The sequence below is a fragment of the Duganella sacchari genome (assembly GCF_900143065.1).
In the GTDB taxonomy this organism is placed as follows: Bacteria; Pseudomonadota; Gammaproteobacteria; order Burkholderiales; family Burkholderiaceae_D; genus Rugamonas; species Rugamonas sacchari.
This window is the reverse complement of the sequence record NZ_FRCX01000014.1, coordinates 25,748-42,018: the sequence shown is the minus strand read 5'-3', so window position 1 is coordinate 42,018 and position 16,271 is coordinate 25,748. Positions and strand designations below refer to the sequence as shown.

Here is a 16,271-nt window from a genome sequence, read left to right as displayed (position 1 = left end):
GCGCAGCGTGGATTCATGCGGGTTTCAGCGGCGCTGCAGACGGCGCGACAGTTTATACACACCACCCAGGGCCATCGGCACCACGGCCACGCCAACGCCGACCAGCACGATCTCGGTCAGGTGGTCGCGCACGATAGGGATGTTGCCGAAGAAGTAGCCAGCGGTGGTCAGCAGCACCACCCACAGGATAGCGCCGGTGAAGTTATACAGCTGGAAGCGGGCATGGGTCATGTCCGACACGCCGGCCACGAACGGTGCGAAGGTCCGCACCACCGGCACGAAGCGCGCCAGCACGATGGTCTTGCCGCCGTGTTTTTCAAAGAAATCGTGGGTGCGCTTGAGCGCTTCCTTGTTGAGCCAGCGGTAATCATGCGTGAAGACTTTCTGCCCCACCTTCTCGCCGATCCAGTAGTTGACCGTGTTGCCGGTAATCGCTGCCGTACTAAGCAGGAACATCAGCAGCGGCAAATTCATTTCGCCCACCGCGCACAGGGCGCCGGCAATGAACAGCAAGGTGTCGCCAGGGAAGAAAAACAGGACCACCAGGCCGGTTTCGCAGAAGATGATGGCAAACAGCACCACGTAAATCAGCGTTCCGTATTGTTGGATCAGCACTTCCAGTGTTCTATCGACATGAAGGATCATGTCAAAAAATTGCATAAAATCCATATTCTTCCCATAAAGTGTGCGCCGGAATCATACACTACCTGCGACCCGGCGGCGGCAGTTTCCGGCCGTTGATAAGCAGTTTACAATCCCCGCAGCGCCCGCAGCAAGCGGGTTTGATTACCTAGGAGACTTTGGATGGCTTTATCCCGCACGTTCCCCGTTTTATCCCTGGCCCTGGCCGTCAGTGCCGCCACCGCAGCCGATTTGCCGGTGCGTCCCAGCGCCGGCGAGATCATCAAGACGTCCCAGCCGTCGGACTGGCGTCCGCTGGATGTGAACAACACACTGTACATGGAGCTGCCGGGCGGCCGTGTGGTGATCGAGCTGGCGCCGGACTTCGCGCCGCAAGCCGTCGCCAACATCAAGACGCTGGCCAAAGAGCATTACTACGACGGCCTGGCCGTCAACCGCTCGCAGGATAACTATGTGGCGCAGTGGGGCGATCCGAATGGTGAAACCAATCCAAAATCGCTGGGTTCGGCCAAGGCCAAGGTGCCGGGCGAGTTCAGCGTGCCGATGTCGAACGACAAGCACTTCGTGCTGCAGAAGGACTTTGACGGCTACGCGCCGCAGATCGGCCACTCCAACGGCTTCCCGGTGGGGCGTGACCCAAAAGCCAGGACCACCTGGCTGGCACACTGCTACGGCATGGTCGGCGTCGGCCGCGACAATGAAACCGACAGCGGCAGCGGCGCCGAGCTGTACGCCGTGAACGGCCATGCGCCGCGCCACCTGGACCGCAACATCACCGTGGTGGGCCGCGTGGTGTCCGGCATGCCGCTGCTGGCGACCCTGCCGCGCGGCGGCGACACCATGGGCTTCTACGGCCCGAAAGAGACGCGCGCGCCGATTATCTCGGTGCGCCTGGCGTCCGACGTGCCGGAAGCAGAACGCAGCCATCTGGAAGTGATGCGCAGCGACGCGGCTATTTATCAGAAAGTGATTGAAGCGCAGCGCAACCGCGGCGGCCCGTGGAATAAATACGCGGCCAACTACGTTGAACTGTGCAACACCACCATCCCGGTGCGTGAGCAGCCAAAACCGTAACCCAAAACCGCTGGGGTCTGACCCGTACGGGGTCAGACCCCTTGCCTGCGGGTTGCGGGGTCCGGTGGTGCCGCACACGTTATAATCTCGTGATGAACGCGCCAGATACCTCTCCCCGCACCCCACGCCCCATCCAGGCCCTGCCTGACCAGCTGATTTCCCAGATCGCCGCCGGCGAGGTGGTGGAACGCCCGTCGGCCGTGGTCAAGGAGTTGCTGGAGAATGCACTGGACGCGGGCGGTACGCAGGTCAACGTGCGGCTGGAGGAAGGTGGCGTCAAGCGCATCTGCATCACCGACAACGGCCGTGGCATCCCGCATGAGCAGATGCCGCTGGCCCTGGCCCGCCACGCCACGTCCAAGATCTCGTCGCTGCACGACCTGGAAAACGTCGGCACGCTGGGTTTCCGTGGCGAGGCGCTGGCGTCGATCGCCTCGGTCGCCATGGTCACCATTACCTCGCGCACGGCCGACGACGCCCACGCCTGGGAAATCGAAGGCTCGCACAACGCCACGCCGACGCCATCGTCCGGCGCCTTGGGCACCACTATCGACGTCAAGGACCTTTACTACAACACGCCGGCCCGCCGCAAATTCCTCAAGTCCGAGCAAACCGAATTTGGCCACTGCGCCGAAGTGGTCCGCCGCATCGCGCTGGCGCGGCCGGATGTGTCGTTCTCGCTGAGCCACAACGGCCGCACCGTCGACCACTGGAACGTCAGCGAAATCGCCCGCCGCAGCGCGCAGATCCTCGGCGACGGCTTTGCCGAAGCGCGCCTGCCGGTCGATGAAACCGTCGGCCCGCTGCGCATCCATGGCTTCGTTGGCCTGCCGACCGCCTCCAAGGCGCGCGCCGATGGCCAGTTCTTCTACGTGAACGGCCGCTTCGTGCGCGATAAGGTACTGGTCCACGCCGTCAAGGCGGCCTACCAGGACGTGCTGCACGGCGACCGTTTCCCGTCATACGTGCTGTCGCTGGACATGGACCCGGCGCTGGTCGACGTCAACGTCCACCCATCCAAAATTGAAGTGCGCTTCCGCGACGGCCGCGCCGTGCACCAGTGCGTCTTCCACGCCGTGCAGCGCGCGCTGGCGCAGACCTCCGCCACGGCACACGGCAGCGTGCCGTCGCCACTGCCTGCGGCCGACAGCCTGGCCACTACACCGGTATGGCGCGGCGAACAGACCTCGTTTGGCCCGCTGCTGGCGCCGGACTATGCACCAACCTTCTCGCCATCGCCATTCGGCTCGCGCAGCGCGGACAGCGGCTTTAGCGCCAGCAGCAGCTACACGCCGCCGCGCTTCACCGCCGAAGGCGGCGTTGCGCAAAGCCTGGAAAACTACGGCGCCATGTTCCGCGACAGCGACCGCCCTGCCGCTCCCGCACGCGCCGAATCCGATATGTCGCTGCCGCAGGCCAGCTCCTTCACCATCTCCGGCGCCGCGATGGCGCAGGAAGAATTCCCGCTCGGCTTCGCGCTGGCGCAGCTGCACGGCATTTACGTGCTGGCGCAAAACGCCAAAGGCCTGGTGCTGGTGGATATGCACGCGGCGCACGAACGCATCCTGTACGAACAGCTCAAGAATGCACTCGACAGCCGCGTGGCCGGCGAAGAAATGCAGGTGCAGCCGCTGCTGATTCCCGTCACCTTCTACGCCGATGCGGTGGAAGTGGGTACTGCCGAAGAACACAAGGAAACCTTGCAGACACTGGGCTTCGACATCGCCGTCCTGTCGCCCACCACGCTGGCGATCCGCTCCGTGCCGGTGCTGCTGAAGAACGCCGATGCGCAAACGCTGGCGCGCGACGTGCTGCGCGACGTACGCGAATTCGGCGGCTCGCGGGTGCTCATCGAGCGTCAGAACGAACTGCTCGGCACCCTCGCCTGCCATACGGCGGTGCGCGCCAACCGCATCCTGTCGCTGCAGGAGATGAATGCCCTGCTGCGCCAAATGGAAATCACCGAACGCGCCGACCAGTGCAACCATGGCCGTCCGACCTGGGTGCAAGTGGAAATCGGCGCGCTCGACAAGCTGTTCCTGCGCGGTCAATAACATGAGCACGAAACCACTGGCCGTCGCCATCATGGGGCCGACGGCATCGGGCAAGACCGCTTCCGCACTGGCGATCGCCGAACGCATCCCGTCCGAAATCATCTCGGTCGATTCCGCACTGGTGTATCGCGGCATGGACATCGGCACCGCCAAGCCGACGCGCGAAGAACTGGCCGCGGTGCCGCATCACCTCATCGACATCATCGATCCGCTGGACTCCTATTCGGTCGCGCAGTTTCGCAAGGACACGTTGCGCCTGATGGAAGAGATCAGCGCACGCGGCAAGCTGCCGCTGCTGGTTGGCGGCACCATGCTGTATTTCAAAGGTCTGGCGGATGGACTCGACGACCTGCCCGGCGCCGATCCCGAAGTACGCGCCGCGCTCGATCAAGAAGCGGCACGCCTGGGCTGGCCCGCCATGCACGCGCGCCTGGCCGCCGTCGATCCGGAAACCGCCGCACGCCTGGCGCCGGCCGACTCGCAACGCATCCAGCGCGCGCTGGAAATCTACACGCTGAGCGGCAAACCAATGTCCGAACTGCTGGCACTGCGCGAGAAAACCGAGCTGCCATTTGAGCTGCTGTCGTTTGCGCTGGAACCATCCGACCGCGCCGTGCTGCACGACCGTATCGCACGCCGCTTCGACATCATGCTGGCCGATAGCCCGAACGGCAATCTGATGACGGAAGTGGAAGCCCTGCGCAAGCGCGGCGACCTGCATCTAGGCCTGCCGTCGATACGCTGCGTGGGCTACCGCCAGGCCTGGGAGTATCTGGACGGGACCATCGACTACGCTGCCATGCGCGAAACCGGCATCATCGCCACGCGCCAGCTGGCCAAGCGCCAGCTTACCTGGCTGCGCTCCATGCCGGAGCGTGTCGCCATCGACTGCCTGGGGCCCGATCCTGCCGGCACCATGCTGGCGCAGATCACCAGCAAGCTGGGGTAAGCCGCTAGCGCGTCGGGCTGATGTTGATGACGGTGCGGCTCAGATCAATGCCGCGTATCTGCACGCCGCCGAAGTTATTCGTGTCGCCCGGACTCACACGCAGATTTTGCAAATCCAGTTCGCCCACGGTCTGCGGCAGCGGCACGGAGATCGAGCCGTCGGCATTCATGCTGAACGACTGCGGGTTGCTGCCGAAGTAGACATCCTTGGTCGAGACATCGGCCGTAATCAAGCCAAGCAATGGGAACAGCACACTGTGGCCATCTTCCACCGTCCCGCTGCCCGCACCTCTGCCACTCAGCCAGTTCGGCAGGAATGGCAACCTGGCCGGCACGTAACGGGTTCTCGCTGCTGTCGCGACAGGCGCGGCCGGCACATTGACGTTGCGTAGTTCCGCATCGCCCAGGCCTTTCAACGCGGTTGGCTCTGCCGCGTGGGCAGATGCCAGACTCACCAGCAGCACCGCCGCCATGCACAAGGATCTCATCTTCACACTCGCTGATTAATGTTTAGGGGGCTCGCCGCTCATATGCACCAGCTCCCACAGATGGCCGTCCGGGTCTTCAAAGCCATGGCCATACATGAAGCCGTGGTCCTGCGGATCTTTATAGGCGCGCCCGCCCGCCTCGATAGCCTTGCTGACGAGTTTGCTCACCGCCTCGCGCGACTCCAGCTGCAGGCACACCAGCACCTCGGTTGACTGGTGCGCGTCGCTGATCGCCTTGGGCGTAAAGTCTTTGAAACGGGCTTCGGTCAGCAACATCACATAAATGTTCTCACTGACGATCATGCAAGTGGCGCTGTCGTCGGTGTAGTGCTGGTTGAAGCTATAGCCGAGATGCGCAAAGAACTTGATGGATTTTTGCAGATCCTTCACCGGCAGATTGATAAAGATGTTGGTCGTCATACCGCCCTCCCCCGTTAAAAAAATATCTACACCACAGAATACCAAGATGCTAACGTTTTGACGACAAGGGCACGATAGCGGTCACTTTTTTAAAAAAGTGGGGAACGTTCCTTGACACTGAAGGCCTCAACCCCCATAATGCTGGGCGTTGCAGGTGATATAGCTCAGTTGGTTAGAGCACAGCATTCATAATGCTGGGGTCGCTGGTTCAAGTCCAGCTATCACCACCAAGATTCTGGAAGCCGTAAATCATGATAAATGATTTACGGCTTTTTCCGTTTCAAGGCCGGTTTGCTGCCGATTATTTGGCCAGCTGGCGATACTGCGTGGGCGTCAGACCCGTGGTGGCCTTGAACTGGCGTGTGAATGCGGAATGGTCGCCATAGCCGCAGGCTTGCGCGATCTCGGCCACGCTGGCGTCGCCATTCAGCATGCGCGAGGCGGCATCGACCCGGGTCTGGATAATCATCTGGCGCGGCGTCAGGTGGAAGATACGCAGGAAGTAGCGCTCGATCTGCGCCACCGACATATTCGCAATGCGCGCCAGTTCCGGCAGCTGCAAGGGCTGGCCGTATTGTTCATGGATCACATGCACCGCCGCCGCCACCTTGCGGTAGGCCGGGTTCTTTTTATCCGCCATTGCCAGGTCGCGCGAAATGCCGGTCAGGCCAATGATGCGGCCATGCGCGTCGCGCAGCGCCGATTTGCGCGTCAGGCACCAGCCGGGGTCGCGGTTCGGGTACAGGTGTAATTCCAGCTGGTCTTCGATATCGGCCTCGCCGGCCAGCACCGCCATGTCCTGCGCCAGGTAGGTCTGGCCGAACGGATGGGCGAACACCTCTGCCGGCGTGCGGCCGATCAGCGCCGACTTGTGCCGCTGGCCGCAACGCTGGACCAGCGTCTGATTGACCACGACATAGCGTCCCTCGACATCCTTGACGAAAAAGACCACGTCCGGCAGCGCATCGAACAAGCCCTCGGCAAAGAAGGCATTAGCGATGTTTGCGGCCATTGCACGGCGCGCGTCGTCATGATGGAGGTGTTGTGTATGCATGTGAAACATTGTGCCAGCAGGTTTTTCCGGCGTCTGCTGTTTTTTGACGATTGTGCAGATTTCGTCATTCAACGTGCGCAGACGGTGCAAGACAGCGCACACGGGGAAGCCTAAGATTTATGGCATGAAAACCATCTCCATCATCGACTCCCACACCGGCGGTGAACCTACCCGTCTGGTCATCGACGGCGGCCCGGAACTGGGCGCCGGTCGCCTCAGCGAACGCTTGGCCCTGCTGCGCCAGTCGCACGATCAATTCCGCTCGGCGGTGGTGTGCGAACCGCGCGGTTCGGACGTGCTGGTCGGCGCCCTGCTGTGTGAACCGCATGCGCCGGATTGCGCGGCCGGGGTTATCTTCTTTAACAACGTTGGCTATCTGGGCATGTGCGGCCATGGCACGATTGGCCTGGTGGCATCGCTGGCCTTCATGGGCCGCATCGCAGCGGGACGCCACCGCATCGATACGCCGGTGGGCGTGGTGGAAGCCGAGCTGCATGCGGACGGCAGCGTCACCGTGGACAATGTGGCGTCTTACCGCAGCCGCGCTGCGGTGACGGTCGAGGTGCCAGGCATCGGCGCTGTCACCGGCGACATCGCCTACGGCGGCAACTGGTTCTTCCTGGTTGCCGACCATGGCTTGCCGCTGGAGGTGCGCAATGTGGAAGCGCTGACCAATTACACCGTGGCAGTCGCGCAGGCACTGGCAGACCAGGGCATCACCGGCGACAACGGCGCGGTGATCGACCACATCGAACTGTTTGCCGATTCCCGCACCGGCGCCGATAGCCAGAGCTTCGTGCTCTGTCCCGGCAAGGCCTATGACCGCTCGCCTTGCGGCACCGGCACCAGCGCCAAGCTGGCCTGCCTGGCGGCGGATGGCAAGCTGGCCGAAGGCGCATTGTGGAAACAGGAGAGTGTGATCGGCAGCGTGTTTGAAGCGTCGTACCGCGTGCGTGACGGCCAGCTGCTGCCCAGCATCCGCGGCAAGGCGTGGGTCAACGCGCAGGCGCAGCTGATCCTAGACATGAGCGATCCATTCGTCTGGGGCATACGGTGAACAATGCCGAAGTGATCGTCATTGGCGCCGGCATCGTCGGTGCTGCCTGTGCAGACGCGCTCAGTGAGCGTGGGCTGCGCGTGGCGGTCATTGAGCAGGACATTGCCGGCGGTGGCGCGACTGCCGCCGGCATGGGCCACCTGGTGGTCATGGATGACAATGCGGCAGAACTGGCGCTGTCGGCCTACTCGCTGTCGCTGTGGAAGGACCTGGTAGGCGACCGTCCGCAACGCCATGAGTACAGCGGCTGCGGCACCATCTGGGTCGCCGCCGACGAAGAAGAAATGGAGGCGGCACTGGTCAAGGCGCAGACCTTGTGCGGCCACGGCCTGCTGTGCGAAGTGCTGACGCCCGCCGCGCTGTATGCGCGCGAACCGCAACTACGTGCCGGCCTGGCCGGCGGTCTGCTGGTGCGCGGCGACGGTCTGGTCTATCCGCCCAAGACCACGCGCATCCTGCTGGACCGTGCCATGCGGCGCGGCGCCATCACCAAACGCGCCCAGGTCACGGCGATTGAAGACCACGCCGTGGTACTGGGCGACGGCACGCGCCATCAGGCGCAGCACATCGTGCTGGCGGCAGGCGTGCGCTCCAGTGTGCTGCTGCCCGAGCTGCCGATACAAGCCAAGAAAGGACACCTGGCCATCACCGACCGCTATCCCGGTTTTGTAAAGCATCAGCTGGTGGAGCTGGGCTACATCAAAAGCGCGCATGCCGCCAGCGGCGATTCGGTGGCCTTCAATTTGCAGCCCCGTCCTACCGGACAGATATTGATCGGCTCCTCCCGTCAGTTCGACACAATCGATCCGGCGGTGGAGCCGGCCATGCTGCAACGCATGCTGCGCCATGCTGCCAGCTTCACGCCGCAGCTCAAGGAATTGAATGTGCTTCGCACCTGGACCGGCTTCCGCGCTGCCACGCCGGACGGCTTGCCGTTGATAGGACCAAGCAGCGCAAGGCGCGGTTTGTGGCTGGCGACCGGCCACGAAGGCTTGGGCATCACCACCTCGCTGGCCACGGCGCAGCTGCTGGCAGGACAAATACAGAAGGAAAAAACCCGCATCCCCTATGTGCCCTATTTGCCAGGACGCTTCCATGGATGACGGCAAGATCACGCTGTGCATCAACGCACAGAGCGTCAGCGTGGAACCGGGCGTCACGGTGGCCGCCGCGATCGCCATGGCAGGCAGCGGCGTTACCCGCCGCTCCGTCAGCGGTGCGACGCGCGCGCCCTTGTGCGGCATGGGCATCTGCCAGGAATGCCGCGTGATGATCAACGGCCGCCCGCATCAGCTGTCGTGCCAGACGCTGTGCGCCGACGGCATGCACGTAGTGACTGCCGGTGAGGTGCAGCCATGAAGTATGCCGACATCGTCGTTGTCGGTGCTGGCCCGGCAGGCCTGGCTGCCGCCCATGCAGCGGCGGCGCAAGGCGCGCACGTGGCCATCATCGACGACAATCCGCTGGCTGGCGGCCAGATATGGCGTGGCGGCCCCGATCTGCAGGCAGACCAGCGCGCACCGCAGTTGTGGCAAGCACTGCGCAGCGCAGCGCACGTCGAATTCATGCCACAGACCCGTGTGATGTATGCGCCGCTGCCCGGCCACCTGCTGCTGCAAACGCCTGACGCTTCCATCACGCTGCATTACAAAAAACTGATACTGGCGATTGGCGCACGCGAACGCCTGTTGCCCTTCCCTGGCTGGACGCTGCCCGGCGTCACCGGTGCAGGCGGCCTGCAAGCCTTGTCCAAGGGCGGCTATCCGCTGGAAGGCAAACGCGTTGTCGTTGCGGGCAGCGGGCCGCTGCTGCTGGCGGCGGCGGCCACACTGCAAAACAAGGGCGCGCAGGTCGTCGCCGTCATCGAGCAGGCCGCCACGCCGGCGCTGGCGCGGTTCGCACTCGGGTTGATAGCCACGCCATCGAAAATCGCGCAGGCGCTGCGACTGATGACGCAACTGGGCGGTGTGCCCTATCTGCGCAACAGCTATGTGCATTCCGCGCACGGCGACGGCACGCTGCAATCGATCCAGGTCCAGCGCGGCACGGAACGCGACCAGGAAACCCTGCAATGCGATTACCTGGCTTGCGGCTATGGCCTGCTGCCCAATCTGGAACTGGCACAGGCCCTAGGCTGCGCTACCACCCTGCACCACGGTCAAATGGCGGTGCAGGTCGATGCATGGCAACGCACCACGCTGGCGGACGTGTACTGCGCTGGTGAAGGCACGGGCGTGGGCGGTGTCGACCTGGCGCTGGCGGAAGGCCACATTGCCGGCCTGGCGGCTGCCGGGCATCGGGAACAGGCCAGTGAAGCATTCGCCAGCCGCGCCTCCTGGCAGAAGTTTGCCGCGCGCCTGGCGCGTGCATTTGCGCTGCGTCCCGAACTGCGCACGCTGGCCGGCGACGACACCATCGTCTGCCGCTGCGAAGACGTCTGCCATGGCGACTTGCGCACCCATACCAACTGGCGCAGCGCCAAGCTGCAAACGCGCTGCGGCATGGGGCCATGCCAGGGCCGCATCTGCGGCGGCGCGACAGAGATTCTTTACGGCTGGCGTCCGGACGCGGTACGCATGCCGATTTCACCCACCCGTATTTCCAGCATCATCGACTAATTATTTACACAAAGGAGAACAGCATGGCAGCAGCAAAATGGGAAGGCGTCTTCCCCGCAGTAACCACCAAATTCAAAGAGAACGAGGATCTCGACCACGCCGCGATGGAGAAGCACTTCAACTTCCAGATCGACAGCGGCGTGCACGCACTGCTGACCTGCGGCTCGCTGGGCGAAGCCAGCACCCTGTCCTTCGATGAGAAACTGGACGTGACCAAGACCGCGCTGAACGTCGCCAACGGCCGCGTGCCGGTGCTGGTGAATGTCAGCGAAACCCGCACCGCCACCGCCTGCCGCTTCGTCGAGAAAGCGCACGAACTGGGCGTACAAGGCCTGATGGTGATGCCGTCCGTACTGTACGCGGCCGATGCGCGTGAAGCGATGGACAATCTGCGCGTGATCGCCAAGGCCGCGCAGCTGCCGATCATGGTCTACAACAATCCTGTGTCGTACAAGGTCGACCTGACGCCGGAAGACTTCAAGGAACTGGCCGACTGCGAGTGGATCGTCGCCATCAAGGAATCGACCGACAACGTGCGCCGCATTACCGACCTGCGCAACGCCGTCGGCAACCGCTACCAGCTGTTCATGGGCGTGGATGACCTGTCGTTCGAAGGTCTGGCGGTGGGTGCGGACGGCCTGCTGGCCGGCCTGGTGGTCGCCTTCCCGAAAGAGACCGTGGCCCTGTACAAACTGATGAAAGCCAAACGCTGGGACGAAGCACTCAAGCTGTACCAGTGGTTCATGCCGCTGATGCACCTGGACGTGTCGACCAAGCTGGTACAGAACCTGAAGCTGGTCGAGCAGCTGGCCGGCGTCGGCAACGAAAACGTGCGCCGCCCACGCCAGCCGCTGCAAGGCGCCGACCGTGCCCGTGTGACCGCCATCGTTGAGAAGGCATTGGCAACGCGTCCGGACGTCAACCAGTACTTCTAACTGCGCTTGATGGTAGAGCCGCGCAAAATCAGTTGCGGCTCGATCACCGTGGTGGTGGCCGGTGTCTTGCCTTCAATCGTCGCAATCAGCTTTTCCATCGCTGCGGCGCCCATGCGTTCACTTTGCAGGTCAACCGTGGTCAGTGCCGGCGACGTGTATAAACCGTATTGAATATTATCGAAGCCGGCCACCGAGATATCTTCCGGCAGCTTGAAGCCCAGCGACTGCGCGGCTTTCATGAAGCCCAGCGCGATCAGGTCGTTGTAGCAGATCAGCGCATCGGGATGCTGGGAGCCGAGCATGATGGACGAGCACATACGCTCCCCTTCCGCCGCTGTTGGCGCGCTGCCATGGTGGTTTTCCAGTTCCAGCCCATGCGCGGCCAGGCATTCGCGGATGCCGCCCAGACGTTCCTCATCGCGGCGCGACGGCGGAAAACCCAGATAGGCGATGCGCTTGTGGCCCAGCGACACCAGATGGCGCGTGAGCATGTAAGCGCCACGGTGGTCGTCACTGATGACCCACGGGATTTCGAGGCGATTCAGGCGGCCGAAAAACACCAGCGGCTTGCCCAGCTCCGTCATCCAGTCCATTTCCGTTTCCAGCATGCGCGAAAACACGATCATGCCGTCCACACGGCGGCTCAGGGCTTCCAGCAATGGACGCTCGCGGCCGGGATTTTCTTCCGTATCGACCAGCAGCAGCGTATAGCCGTGCGCCAGCGCCACGCGGTTGGCGCCCTTGACGATGCTGGTGAAATGGGGGTTGCTGACGTCGAGCACGGACAGGCCGATGCTCTTGGTGCGGCCGGTAATCATGGACGCGGCCAGCGGGTTGGAACGGTAACCCAGCCTTGCAATCACTTCGGTGATGGTCGCTTCGACCGCAGGCGAAAAGCGCTGCGCGCCGTTGACGAACTTGGAGACAGTGGCAGTCGATACCCCGGCGGCGGCGGCCACGTCACGGATGGTTGCTACGTTTTTTTTCATTTTTCAGACTGTCGTAATACTTTGGGCTACTGCGCCAAAGGGACAATCTTATCATGACGGCATGTTCGGTCAGTCGCTGGCGAAGCTGAAACTGGTCCGGGAACGGAATACCTGCGCCGGATACAACGCTGTACTGGGGAAGACGGCATGGTTCGGGCTGTCCGGCAAATGCTGGGTTTCGAACGCAAAGGCGCCATAGCGCTGATAAGCCACGCCCTCGCTGCCCACCTCCGTGCCGTCAAAGCCGTTGACAGTATAAAACTGCACCGAGGGTTCGCTGGTGCTGACGATCATGCGGCGGCCGCTGGCCCGGTCGCGGATAACCGCCACCTGCGCATAGGCGCCCGCCGGCTTGGAGAACAGCAGGCTATGGTCGTAGCCCTGCACTGCCGCCAGCCGCTCGCTGACGCCGGCCGCGCGGCGGAAATCAAACGGCGTTCCTTGCACCTGCGGCATGGCGCCGGTGGGAATGCGCAGCGTGCCGGTTTCCAGATAACGGTCGGCGTCGATCTGGAAGCGGTGGCTGTCCAGCGTATTGGCAGCGGCGCCGGCCAGGTTGAAATAGACGTGATTGGTGAAGTTGTGCACCGTCGGCGCACTGGTCGTGGCCTGGTACTCGATGCGGAACTCGTCGCGCCTGCGCAGCAGCCGGTACGTCACGCTAACCGCCATCGCGCCGGGGAAGCCCTGGTCGCCGTCTGCGCTGTGCAGGCGGTAGATCGAACCTAGCGAGTCTTTATCGGCAAAGTCCTGGCGCTGCCACACGCGCTTTTCCCACGGCGCAGGATCGCCGTGAATTGCCACGCCCTTGCTGTTGACCGGCAGCTGTACGGTCTTGCCGTCCAGCGTGTAACGGCCGTTGGCGATGCGCCCTGCGTAGCGGCCGATGATGGCGCCATAGCGGCCACGCGTACGCTCAAACGCGGCAAGGTCGGGCAGACTGAGGATGATGTTGCGGCGCTGGCCGTTGCGGCCGGCGACGTCGGCCTGCACCAGCGTCGCGCCGTAGTCGATATACGCCAGCTTCATGCCGCGCGCATTTTCAAGCACGACTTTTTCCACCGGCTGGCCGGCCGCCGTGACACCGTACGCTTCCACGCGAATGCCGGCTGTGGCGGCAGCGGATGCCGCCAGCAACCCGGTCAGGAGCACGCAGCGCATCACAGGTCGGTGATTTCCTTGTGACGCGGGACCAGCGCCTTCATCACCAGCCAGGCCGCCAGGTAAGCCAGGGCGCAGATGGTGAACATGATCATGTAGCCGGTGCCGATGTTGTTGACCGATTTGTAGTAGTCGAACACCCAGCCACCCAGCTTGGTCAGCAGCACGCCGCCGATGCCGCCCGCCATGCCACCTATGCCGATCACCGACGCCACCGATTTTTGCGGGAACATGTCGGACACGGTAGTGAAGATGTTGGCCGACCAGGCCTGGTGCGCCGAGGCGCCGACGCCGATCAGCAGCACCGGTACCCAGTAACTGATCGCCCCCAGTGGCTGCGCCAGCAGCACCACCAGCGGGAAGAACGCAATCGCCAGCATGGCTTTCATGCGGCCATCATAGGGCGCATAGCCGCGCGACATGAAGTAGCTGGGCATCCAGCCGCCGCCAATCGAGCCGATCATGGTCATGCTGTACAACACCGCCAGTGGCAGCACAATGGCCTCCCCTTTCATGCCGTACTGCGCGGCCAGATAGGTCGGCAGCCAGAACAGGAAGAACCACCACACGCCATCGGTCATGAATTTGCCGAACGCGAAGGCCCAGGTCTGACGGTATTTCAGCAGCTGCAGCCACGAGACTTTCTTAGCGGCAGCAATCGACGCGGCTTCGCTGCTCTCGGCCGGTGCGATGGAGTCGCTGCGGATATAGGCCAGCTCTGCGGACGACAGGCGCTTCTGCTGCTCCGGCTTGTCGTACAGCCACAGCCACACGCTCATCCAGATGAAGCCCAGCATGCCGATCATGATGAACGCCGCTTGCCAGCCCCAGATGGCGGCCAGCACCGGCACCGCAATCGGCGCCAGGATGGCGCCCACGTTGGCGCCGGAGTTGAAAATACCGGTGGCGAAGGAGCGTTCTTTTTTCGGGAAGTATTCGGCCGTGGCCTTGATCGCGGCCGGGAAATTGCCGGCCTCGCCTACCGCCAGTACTGCGCGCGAAATCATGAAGCCGACGATGGAGGGTACGGCGGCGACGCCAAAGACGCCGAGGATCGCCACGCCCGCCTGGCCCATCGGCACCGAGAACGCATGCATCAGCGCACCCAGCGACCAAATGGTAATCGCCACCACGTAGGCGGCCTTGGTGCCGATCTTGTCCACCACACGGCCGGCAAACAGCATCGAGATGGCGTAGACGAACTGGAAGGCGGCAGCGATGTTGGCGTAGTCGGTGTTACTCCAGCCGAATTCGACCGATAAGGCCGGCGCCAGCAGGCTCAGGACCTGGCGGTCCAGGTAGTTGACGGTGGTAGCAAAAAACAGCAGGGCACAGATGGTCCAGCGGTATTTACCGACGGACTGGGCCACCGCTTGCGCATTGACGGGCTCGCTCAGGTTCATGGCATCACTTATGTTTTGTTTATGTGATGATCTCTCGGTCTCCACGAGATCATGCTTAGTCGTATGTCATCGTACAACCATAAATGGGCAGAAGCAAGCAGAATCCACTGCTTGCGGCCTAAGTTGTACGATGACTTATTTGGTTTTGACTAAAAGCAATGCTGCCAGGCTAATCAGCGCGGCGCCGGACAGATAGTAGCCGACGTATTGCAAACCATAGTTGGTCGCCAGCCAGGTCGCCGCGTACGGCGCCAGCGACGCGCCCAGGATGCCGGCCAGGTTGAAGGTCAGCGACGCGCCCGTGTAGCGGACCTCGGCCGGGAACAGTTCGGACAGGATGGTGCCCAGCGGGCCGTAGGTCAGCCCCATCAGGCCCAGGCCTACCGACAGGAAGATGGTGACCTGTACCACATTGCCGGAACCGAACATGGGCGCCATGGCCAGGCCAAACACGGCAATTGCGGCCGATACCCAGATCAGCGTGCTGCGGCGGCCCTTGCGGTCGGCCCAGATGGCCGAGAACGGAATCGTCAGCGCGAAGAACACCACGGCAAACAGCTGCAGGATCAGGAAATCCTTGCGCGAGAATTTCAGCGCGCTGGTGCCCCAGCTCAGCGCAAACACGGTCATCAGGTAGAACAGCACAAAGGTCGCCAGCGCAATCAGGGTGCCGAGGAACAGCGCGCGGCCATGGTCGTGCCAGACCGTGAGGACCGGCACTTTGACGCGCTCGTTCTTGTCCAGCACTTTCTGGAAGTCTGGCGTTTCGTGAATTTTGAGACGGATGTACAGGCCGACGATCACCAGCAGCGAGCTGGCCAGGAAGGGAATCCGCCAGCCGTAGCTGAAGAACTCGCTATCGCTGAGCGTCTGGCTCAGCAGCAGGAAGATGCCGCCCGACAGGAAGAAGCCAATCGGCGCGCCCAGCTGCGGGAACATGCCGTACCAGGCGCGCTTGCCCGGTGGCGCGTTTTCGGTGGCCAGCAGCACGGCCCCGCCCCACTCGCCGCCCAGGCCCAGACCCTGGCCAAAGCGGCACAGCGCCAGCAGCGCGGGCGCCAGCGTGCCGATCGCGGCGTAGGTCGGCAGCATGCCGATCACCACGGTCGAGATGCCCATGGTCAGCAGCGCCGCCACCAGCGTCGCCTTGCGGCCGATGCGGTCGCCGAAGTGGCCGAACACGGCGGAACCGACCGGACGGGCAAAGAAGGCAATGGCGAATGTCGCGAGGGATTGCAGGGTGGCCGCAGCGGGATCGCTGGCAGGAAAGAACAGCTTGGGGAACACCAGCACCGCAGCGGTGGCGTAGATGTAGAAATCGAAGAACTCAATCGTGGTGCCAATCAGGCTGGCAAACAGCACCGTAGCCGCAGAATTGGTTTTAGGCGATCCCGGATGAAGCTGGCTCATGCTTGGCGCTCCTGATTA

At 63.0% G+C, this 16,271-nt stretch carries 16 protein-coding genes and 1 tRNA gene; 9 read left to right on the top strand and 8 right to left on the bottom strand.

Features of this window, described 5'->3' with window-relative positions:
- Positions 1 to 24 precede the first annotated feature (24 nt).
- Entirely contained in the window at positions 25 to 669 is a 645-nt protein-coding gene (locus tag BUA36_RS25060) for a VTT domain-containing protein (protein ID WP_072788641.1), read from the bottom strand.
- Positions 670 to 804: 135 nt separating this feature from the next.
- Between BUA36_RS25060 and BUA36_RS25055 the strand changes: the two genes are divergently transcribed.
- The 3 genes from BUA36_RS25055 to miaA all read left to right on the top strand — a co-directional run bounded on the left by BUA36_RS25055 (position 805) and on the right by miaA (position 4,719).
- Positions 805 to 1,716 carry a peptidylprolyl isomerase gene (locus BUA36_RS25055; protein ID WP_072788639.1) on the top strand — a complete coding sequence of 304 codons (912 nt, stop codon included), beginning with the start codon at positions 805 to 807 and terminating at the stop codon, positions 1,714 to 1,716.
- A 92-nt stretch (positions 1,717 to 1,808) separates the two neighbouring features.
- Positions 1,809 to 3,770 (top strand): DNA mismatch repair endonuclease MutL, encoded by a 1,962-nt coding sequence (gene mutL, locus BUA36_RS25050; RefSeq protein ID WP_072788637.1) that lies wholly within the window; start codon positions 1,809 to 1,811, stop codon positions 3,768 to 3,770.
- A 1-nt stretch (position 3,771) separates the two neighbouring features.
- Positions 3,772 to 4,719 (top strand): tRNA (adenosine(37)-N6)-dimethylallyltransferase MiaA, encoded by a 948-nt coding sequence (gene miaA / locus BUA36_RS25045; protein ID WP_072788635.1) that lies wholly within the window; start codon positions 3,772 to 3,774, stop codon positions 4,717 to 4,719.
- A 4-nt stretch (positions 4,720 to 4,723) separates the two neighbouring features.
- On the opposite strand, the gene BUA36_RS25040 is transcribed toward miaA, so the two are convergent.
- Positions 4,724 to 5,206, bottom strand: a complete 483-nt coding sequence (locus BUA36_RS25040; protein ID WP_229255803.1) for a hypothetical protein — start codon at positions 5,204 to 5,206, stop codon at positions 4,724 to 4,726.
- A 15-nt stretch (positions 5,207 to 5,221) separates the two neighbouring features.
- Positions 5,222 to 5,626 (bottom strand): VOC family protein, encoded by a 405-nt coding sequence (locus BUA36_RS25035; protein ID WP_072788633.1) that lies wholly within the window; start codon positions 5,624 to 5,626, stop codon positions 5,222 to 5,224.
- A gap of 153 nt (positions 5,627 to 5,779) precedes the next feature.
- On the opposite strand from BUA36_RS25035, the gene BUA36_RS25030 reads away from it, so the two are divergent.
- A tRNA-Met gene (locus BUA36_RS25030) sits at positions 5,780 to 5,856 on the top strand.
- Between the two features lie 71 nt (positions 5,857 to 5,927).
- Here the strand turns inward: BUA36_RS25030 and BUA36_RS25025 are convergent.
- Positions 5,928 to 6,680, bottom strand: a complete 753-nt coding sequence (locus BUA36_RS25025) for an AraC family transcriptional regulator (RefSeq protein ID WP_072788880.1) — start codon at positions 6,678 to 6,680, stop codon at positions 5,928 to 5,930.
- 124 nt (positions 6,681 to 6,804) lie between these two features.
- Here BUA36_RS25025 and BUA36_RS25020 point away from each other — a divergent pair, with 124 nt between their 5' ends.
- From BUA36_RS25020 to BUA36_RS25000, 5 genes are read left to right on the top strand one after another with little or no spacing between them, the layout of a single operon-like run.
- Entirely contained in the window at positions 6,805 to 7,737 is a 933-nt protein-coding gene (locus BUA36_RS25020; protein ID WP_072788631.1) for a 4-hydroxyproline epimerase, read from the top strand.
- Positions 7,734 to 8,840 (top strand): NAD(P)/FAD-dependent oxidoreductase, encoded by a 1,107-nt coding sequence (locus BUA36_RS25015; RefSeq protein ID WP_084560329.1) that lies wholly within the window; start codon positions 7,734 to 7,736, stop codon positions 8,838 to 8,840. The genes BUA36_RS25020 and BUA36_RS25015 overlap by 4 nt, the downstream gene beginning before the upstream one ends.
- Positions 8,833 to 9,096 (top strand): (2Fe-2S)-binding protein, encoded by a 264-nt coding sequence (locus BUA36_RS25010; RefSeq protein WP_072788628.1) that lies wholly within the window; start codon positions 8,833 to 8,835, stop codon positions 9,094 to 9,096. The genes BUA36_RS25015 and BUA36_RS25010 overlap by 8 nt, the downstream gene beginning before the upstream one ends.
- Positions 9,093 to 10,355 carry an NAD(P)/FAD-dependent oxidoreductase gene (locus BUA36_RS25005; protein ID WP_072788626.1) on the top strand — a complete coding sequence of 421 codons (1,263 nt, stop codon included), beginning with the start codon at positions 9,093 to 9,095 and terminating at the stop codon, positions 10,353 to 10,355. The genes BUA36_RS25010 and BUA36_RS25005 overlap by 4 nt, the downstream gene beginning before the upstream one ends.
- Before the next feature lie 23 nt (positions 10,356 to 10,378).
- On the top strand, positions 10,379 to 11,290 hold the full coding sequence (locus tag BUA36_RS25000) for a dihydrodipicolinate synthase family protein (RefSeq protein ID WP_072788623.1): 912 nt from the start codon (positions 10,379 to 10,381) through the stop codon (positions 11,288 to 11,290).
- Here BUA36_RS25000 and BUA36_RS24995 read toward each other — a convergent pair.
- The 4 genes from BUA36_RS24995 to BUA36_RS24980 all read right to left on the bottom strand — a co-directional run bounded on the left by BUA36_RS24995 (position 11,287) and on the right by BUA36_RS24980 (position 16,253).
- The gene (locus BUA36_RS24995) at positions 11,287 to 12,279 is read right to left on the bottom strand and encodes a LacI family DNA-binding transcriptional regulator (protein ID WP_072788620.1); all 993 of its coding nucleotides are present in this window, start codon (positions 12,277 to 12,279) and stop codon (positions 11,287 to 11,289) included. The genes BUA36_RS25000 and BUA36_RS24995 overlap by 4 nt on opposite strands.
- A gap of 69 nt (positions 12,280 to 12,348) precedes the next feature.
- A complete protein-coding gene (locus tag BUA36_RS24990) occupies positions 12,349 to 13,440 on the bottom strand; it encodes an aldose epimerase family protein (protein WP_072788618.1) in 1,092 nt (363 codons plus the stop codon).
- Positions 13,440 to 14,843, bottom strand: a complete 1,404-nt coding sequence (locus BUA36_RS24985) for an MFS transporter (RefSeq protein ID WP_072788616.1) — start codon at positions 14,841 to 14,843, stop codon at positions 13,440 to 13,442. The genes BUA36_RS24990 and BUA36_RS24985 overlap by 1 nt, the downstream gene beginning before the upstream one ends.
- A 135-nt stretch (positions 14,844 to 14,978) precedes the next feature.
- On the bottom strand, positions 14,979 to 16,253 hold the full coding sequence (locus BUA36_RS24980; protein ID WP_072788614.1) for an MFS transporter: 1,275 nt from the start codon (positions 16,251 to 16,253) through the stop codon (positions 14,979 to 14,981).
- Positions 16,254 to 16,271: the final 18 nt, after the last annotated feature.

Bases quoted from the DNA above. Each gene is read 5' to 3' on its own strand.
- mutL (WP_072788637.1), top strand. From the start codon at position 1,809: ATGAACGCGCCAGATACCTCTCCCCGCACCCCACGCCCCATCCAGGCC.
- BUA36_RS25000 (WP_072788623.1), top strand. From the start codon at position 10,379: ATGGCAGCAGCAAAATGGGAAGGCGTCTTCCCCGCAGTAACCACCAAA.
- BUA36_RS25020 (WP_072788631.1), top strand. From the start codon at position 6,805: ATGAAAACCATCTCCATCATCGACTCCCACACCGGCGGTGAACCTACC.
- BUA36_RS25040 (WP_229255803.1), bottom strand. From the start codon at position 5,206: ATGAGATCCTTGTGCATGGCGGCGGTGCTGCTGGTGAGTCTGGCATCT.
- BUA36_RS24995 (WP_072788620.1), bottom strand. From the start codon at position 12,279: ATGAAAAAAAACGTAGCAACCATCCGTGACGTGGCCGCCGCCGCCGGG.
- BUA36_RS25035 (WP_072788633.1), bottom strand. From the start codon at position 5,626: ATGACGACCAACATCTTTATCAATCTGCCGGTGAAGGATCTGCAAAAA.
- BUA36_RS24980 (WP_072788614.1), bottom strand. From the start codon at position 16,253: ATGAGCCAGCTTCATCCGGGATCGCCTAAAACCAATTCTGCGGCTACG.
- BUA36_RS25005 (WP_072788626.1), top strand. From the start codon at position 9,093: ATGAAGTATGCCGACATCGTCGTTGTCGGTGCTGGCCCGGCAGGCCTG.
- BUA36_RS24985 (WP_072788616.1), bottom strand. From the start codon at position 14,843: ATGAACCTGAGCGAGCCCGTCAATGCGCAAGCGGTGGCCCAGTCCGTC.
- BUA36_RS25055 (WP_072788639.1), top strand. From the start codon at position 805: ATGGCTTTATCCCGCACGTTCCCCGTTTTATCCCTGGCCCTGGCCGTC.
- BUA36_RS25025 (WP_072788880.1), bottom strand. From the start codon at position 6,680: ATGCATACACAACACCTCCATCATGACGACGCGCGCCGTGCAATGGCC.
- miaA (WP_072788635.1), top strand. From the start codon at position 3,772: ATGAGCACGAAACCACTGGCCGTCGCCATCATGGGGCCGACGGCATCG.
- BUA36_RS24990 (WP_072788618.1), bottom strand. From the start codon at position 13,440: ATGCGCTGCGTGCTCCTGACCGGGTTGCTGGCGGCATCCGCTGCCGCC.
- BUA36_RS25060 (WP_072788641.1), bottom strand. From the start codon at position 669: ATGGATTTTATGCAATTTTTTGACATGATCCTTCATGTCGATAGAACA.
- BUA36_RS25010 (WP_072788628.1), top strand. From the start codon at position 8,833: ATGGATGACGGCAAGATCACGCTGTGCATCAACGCACAGAGCGTCAGC.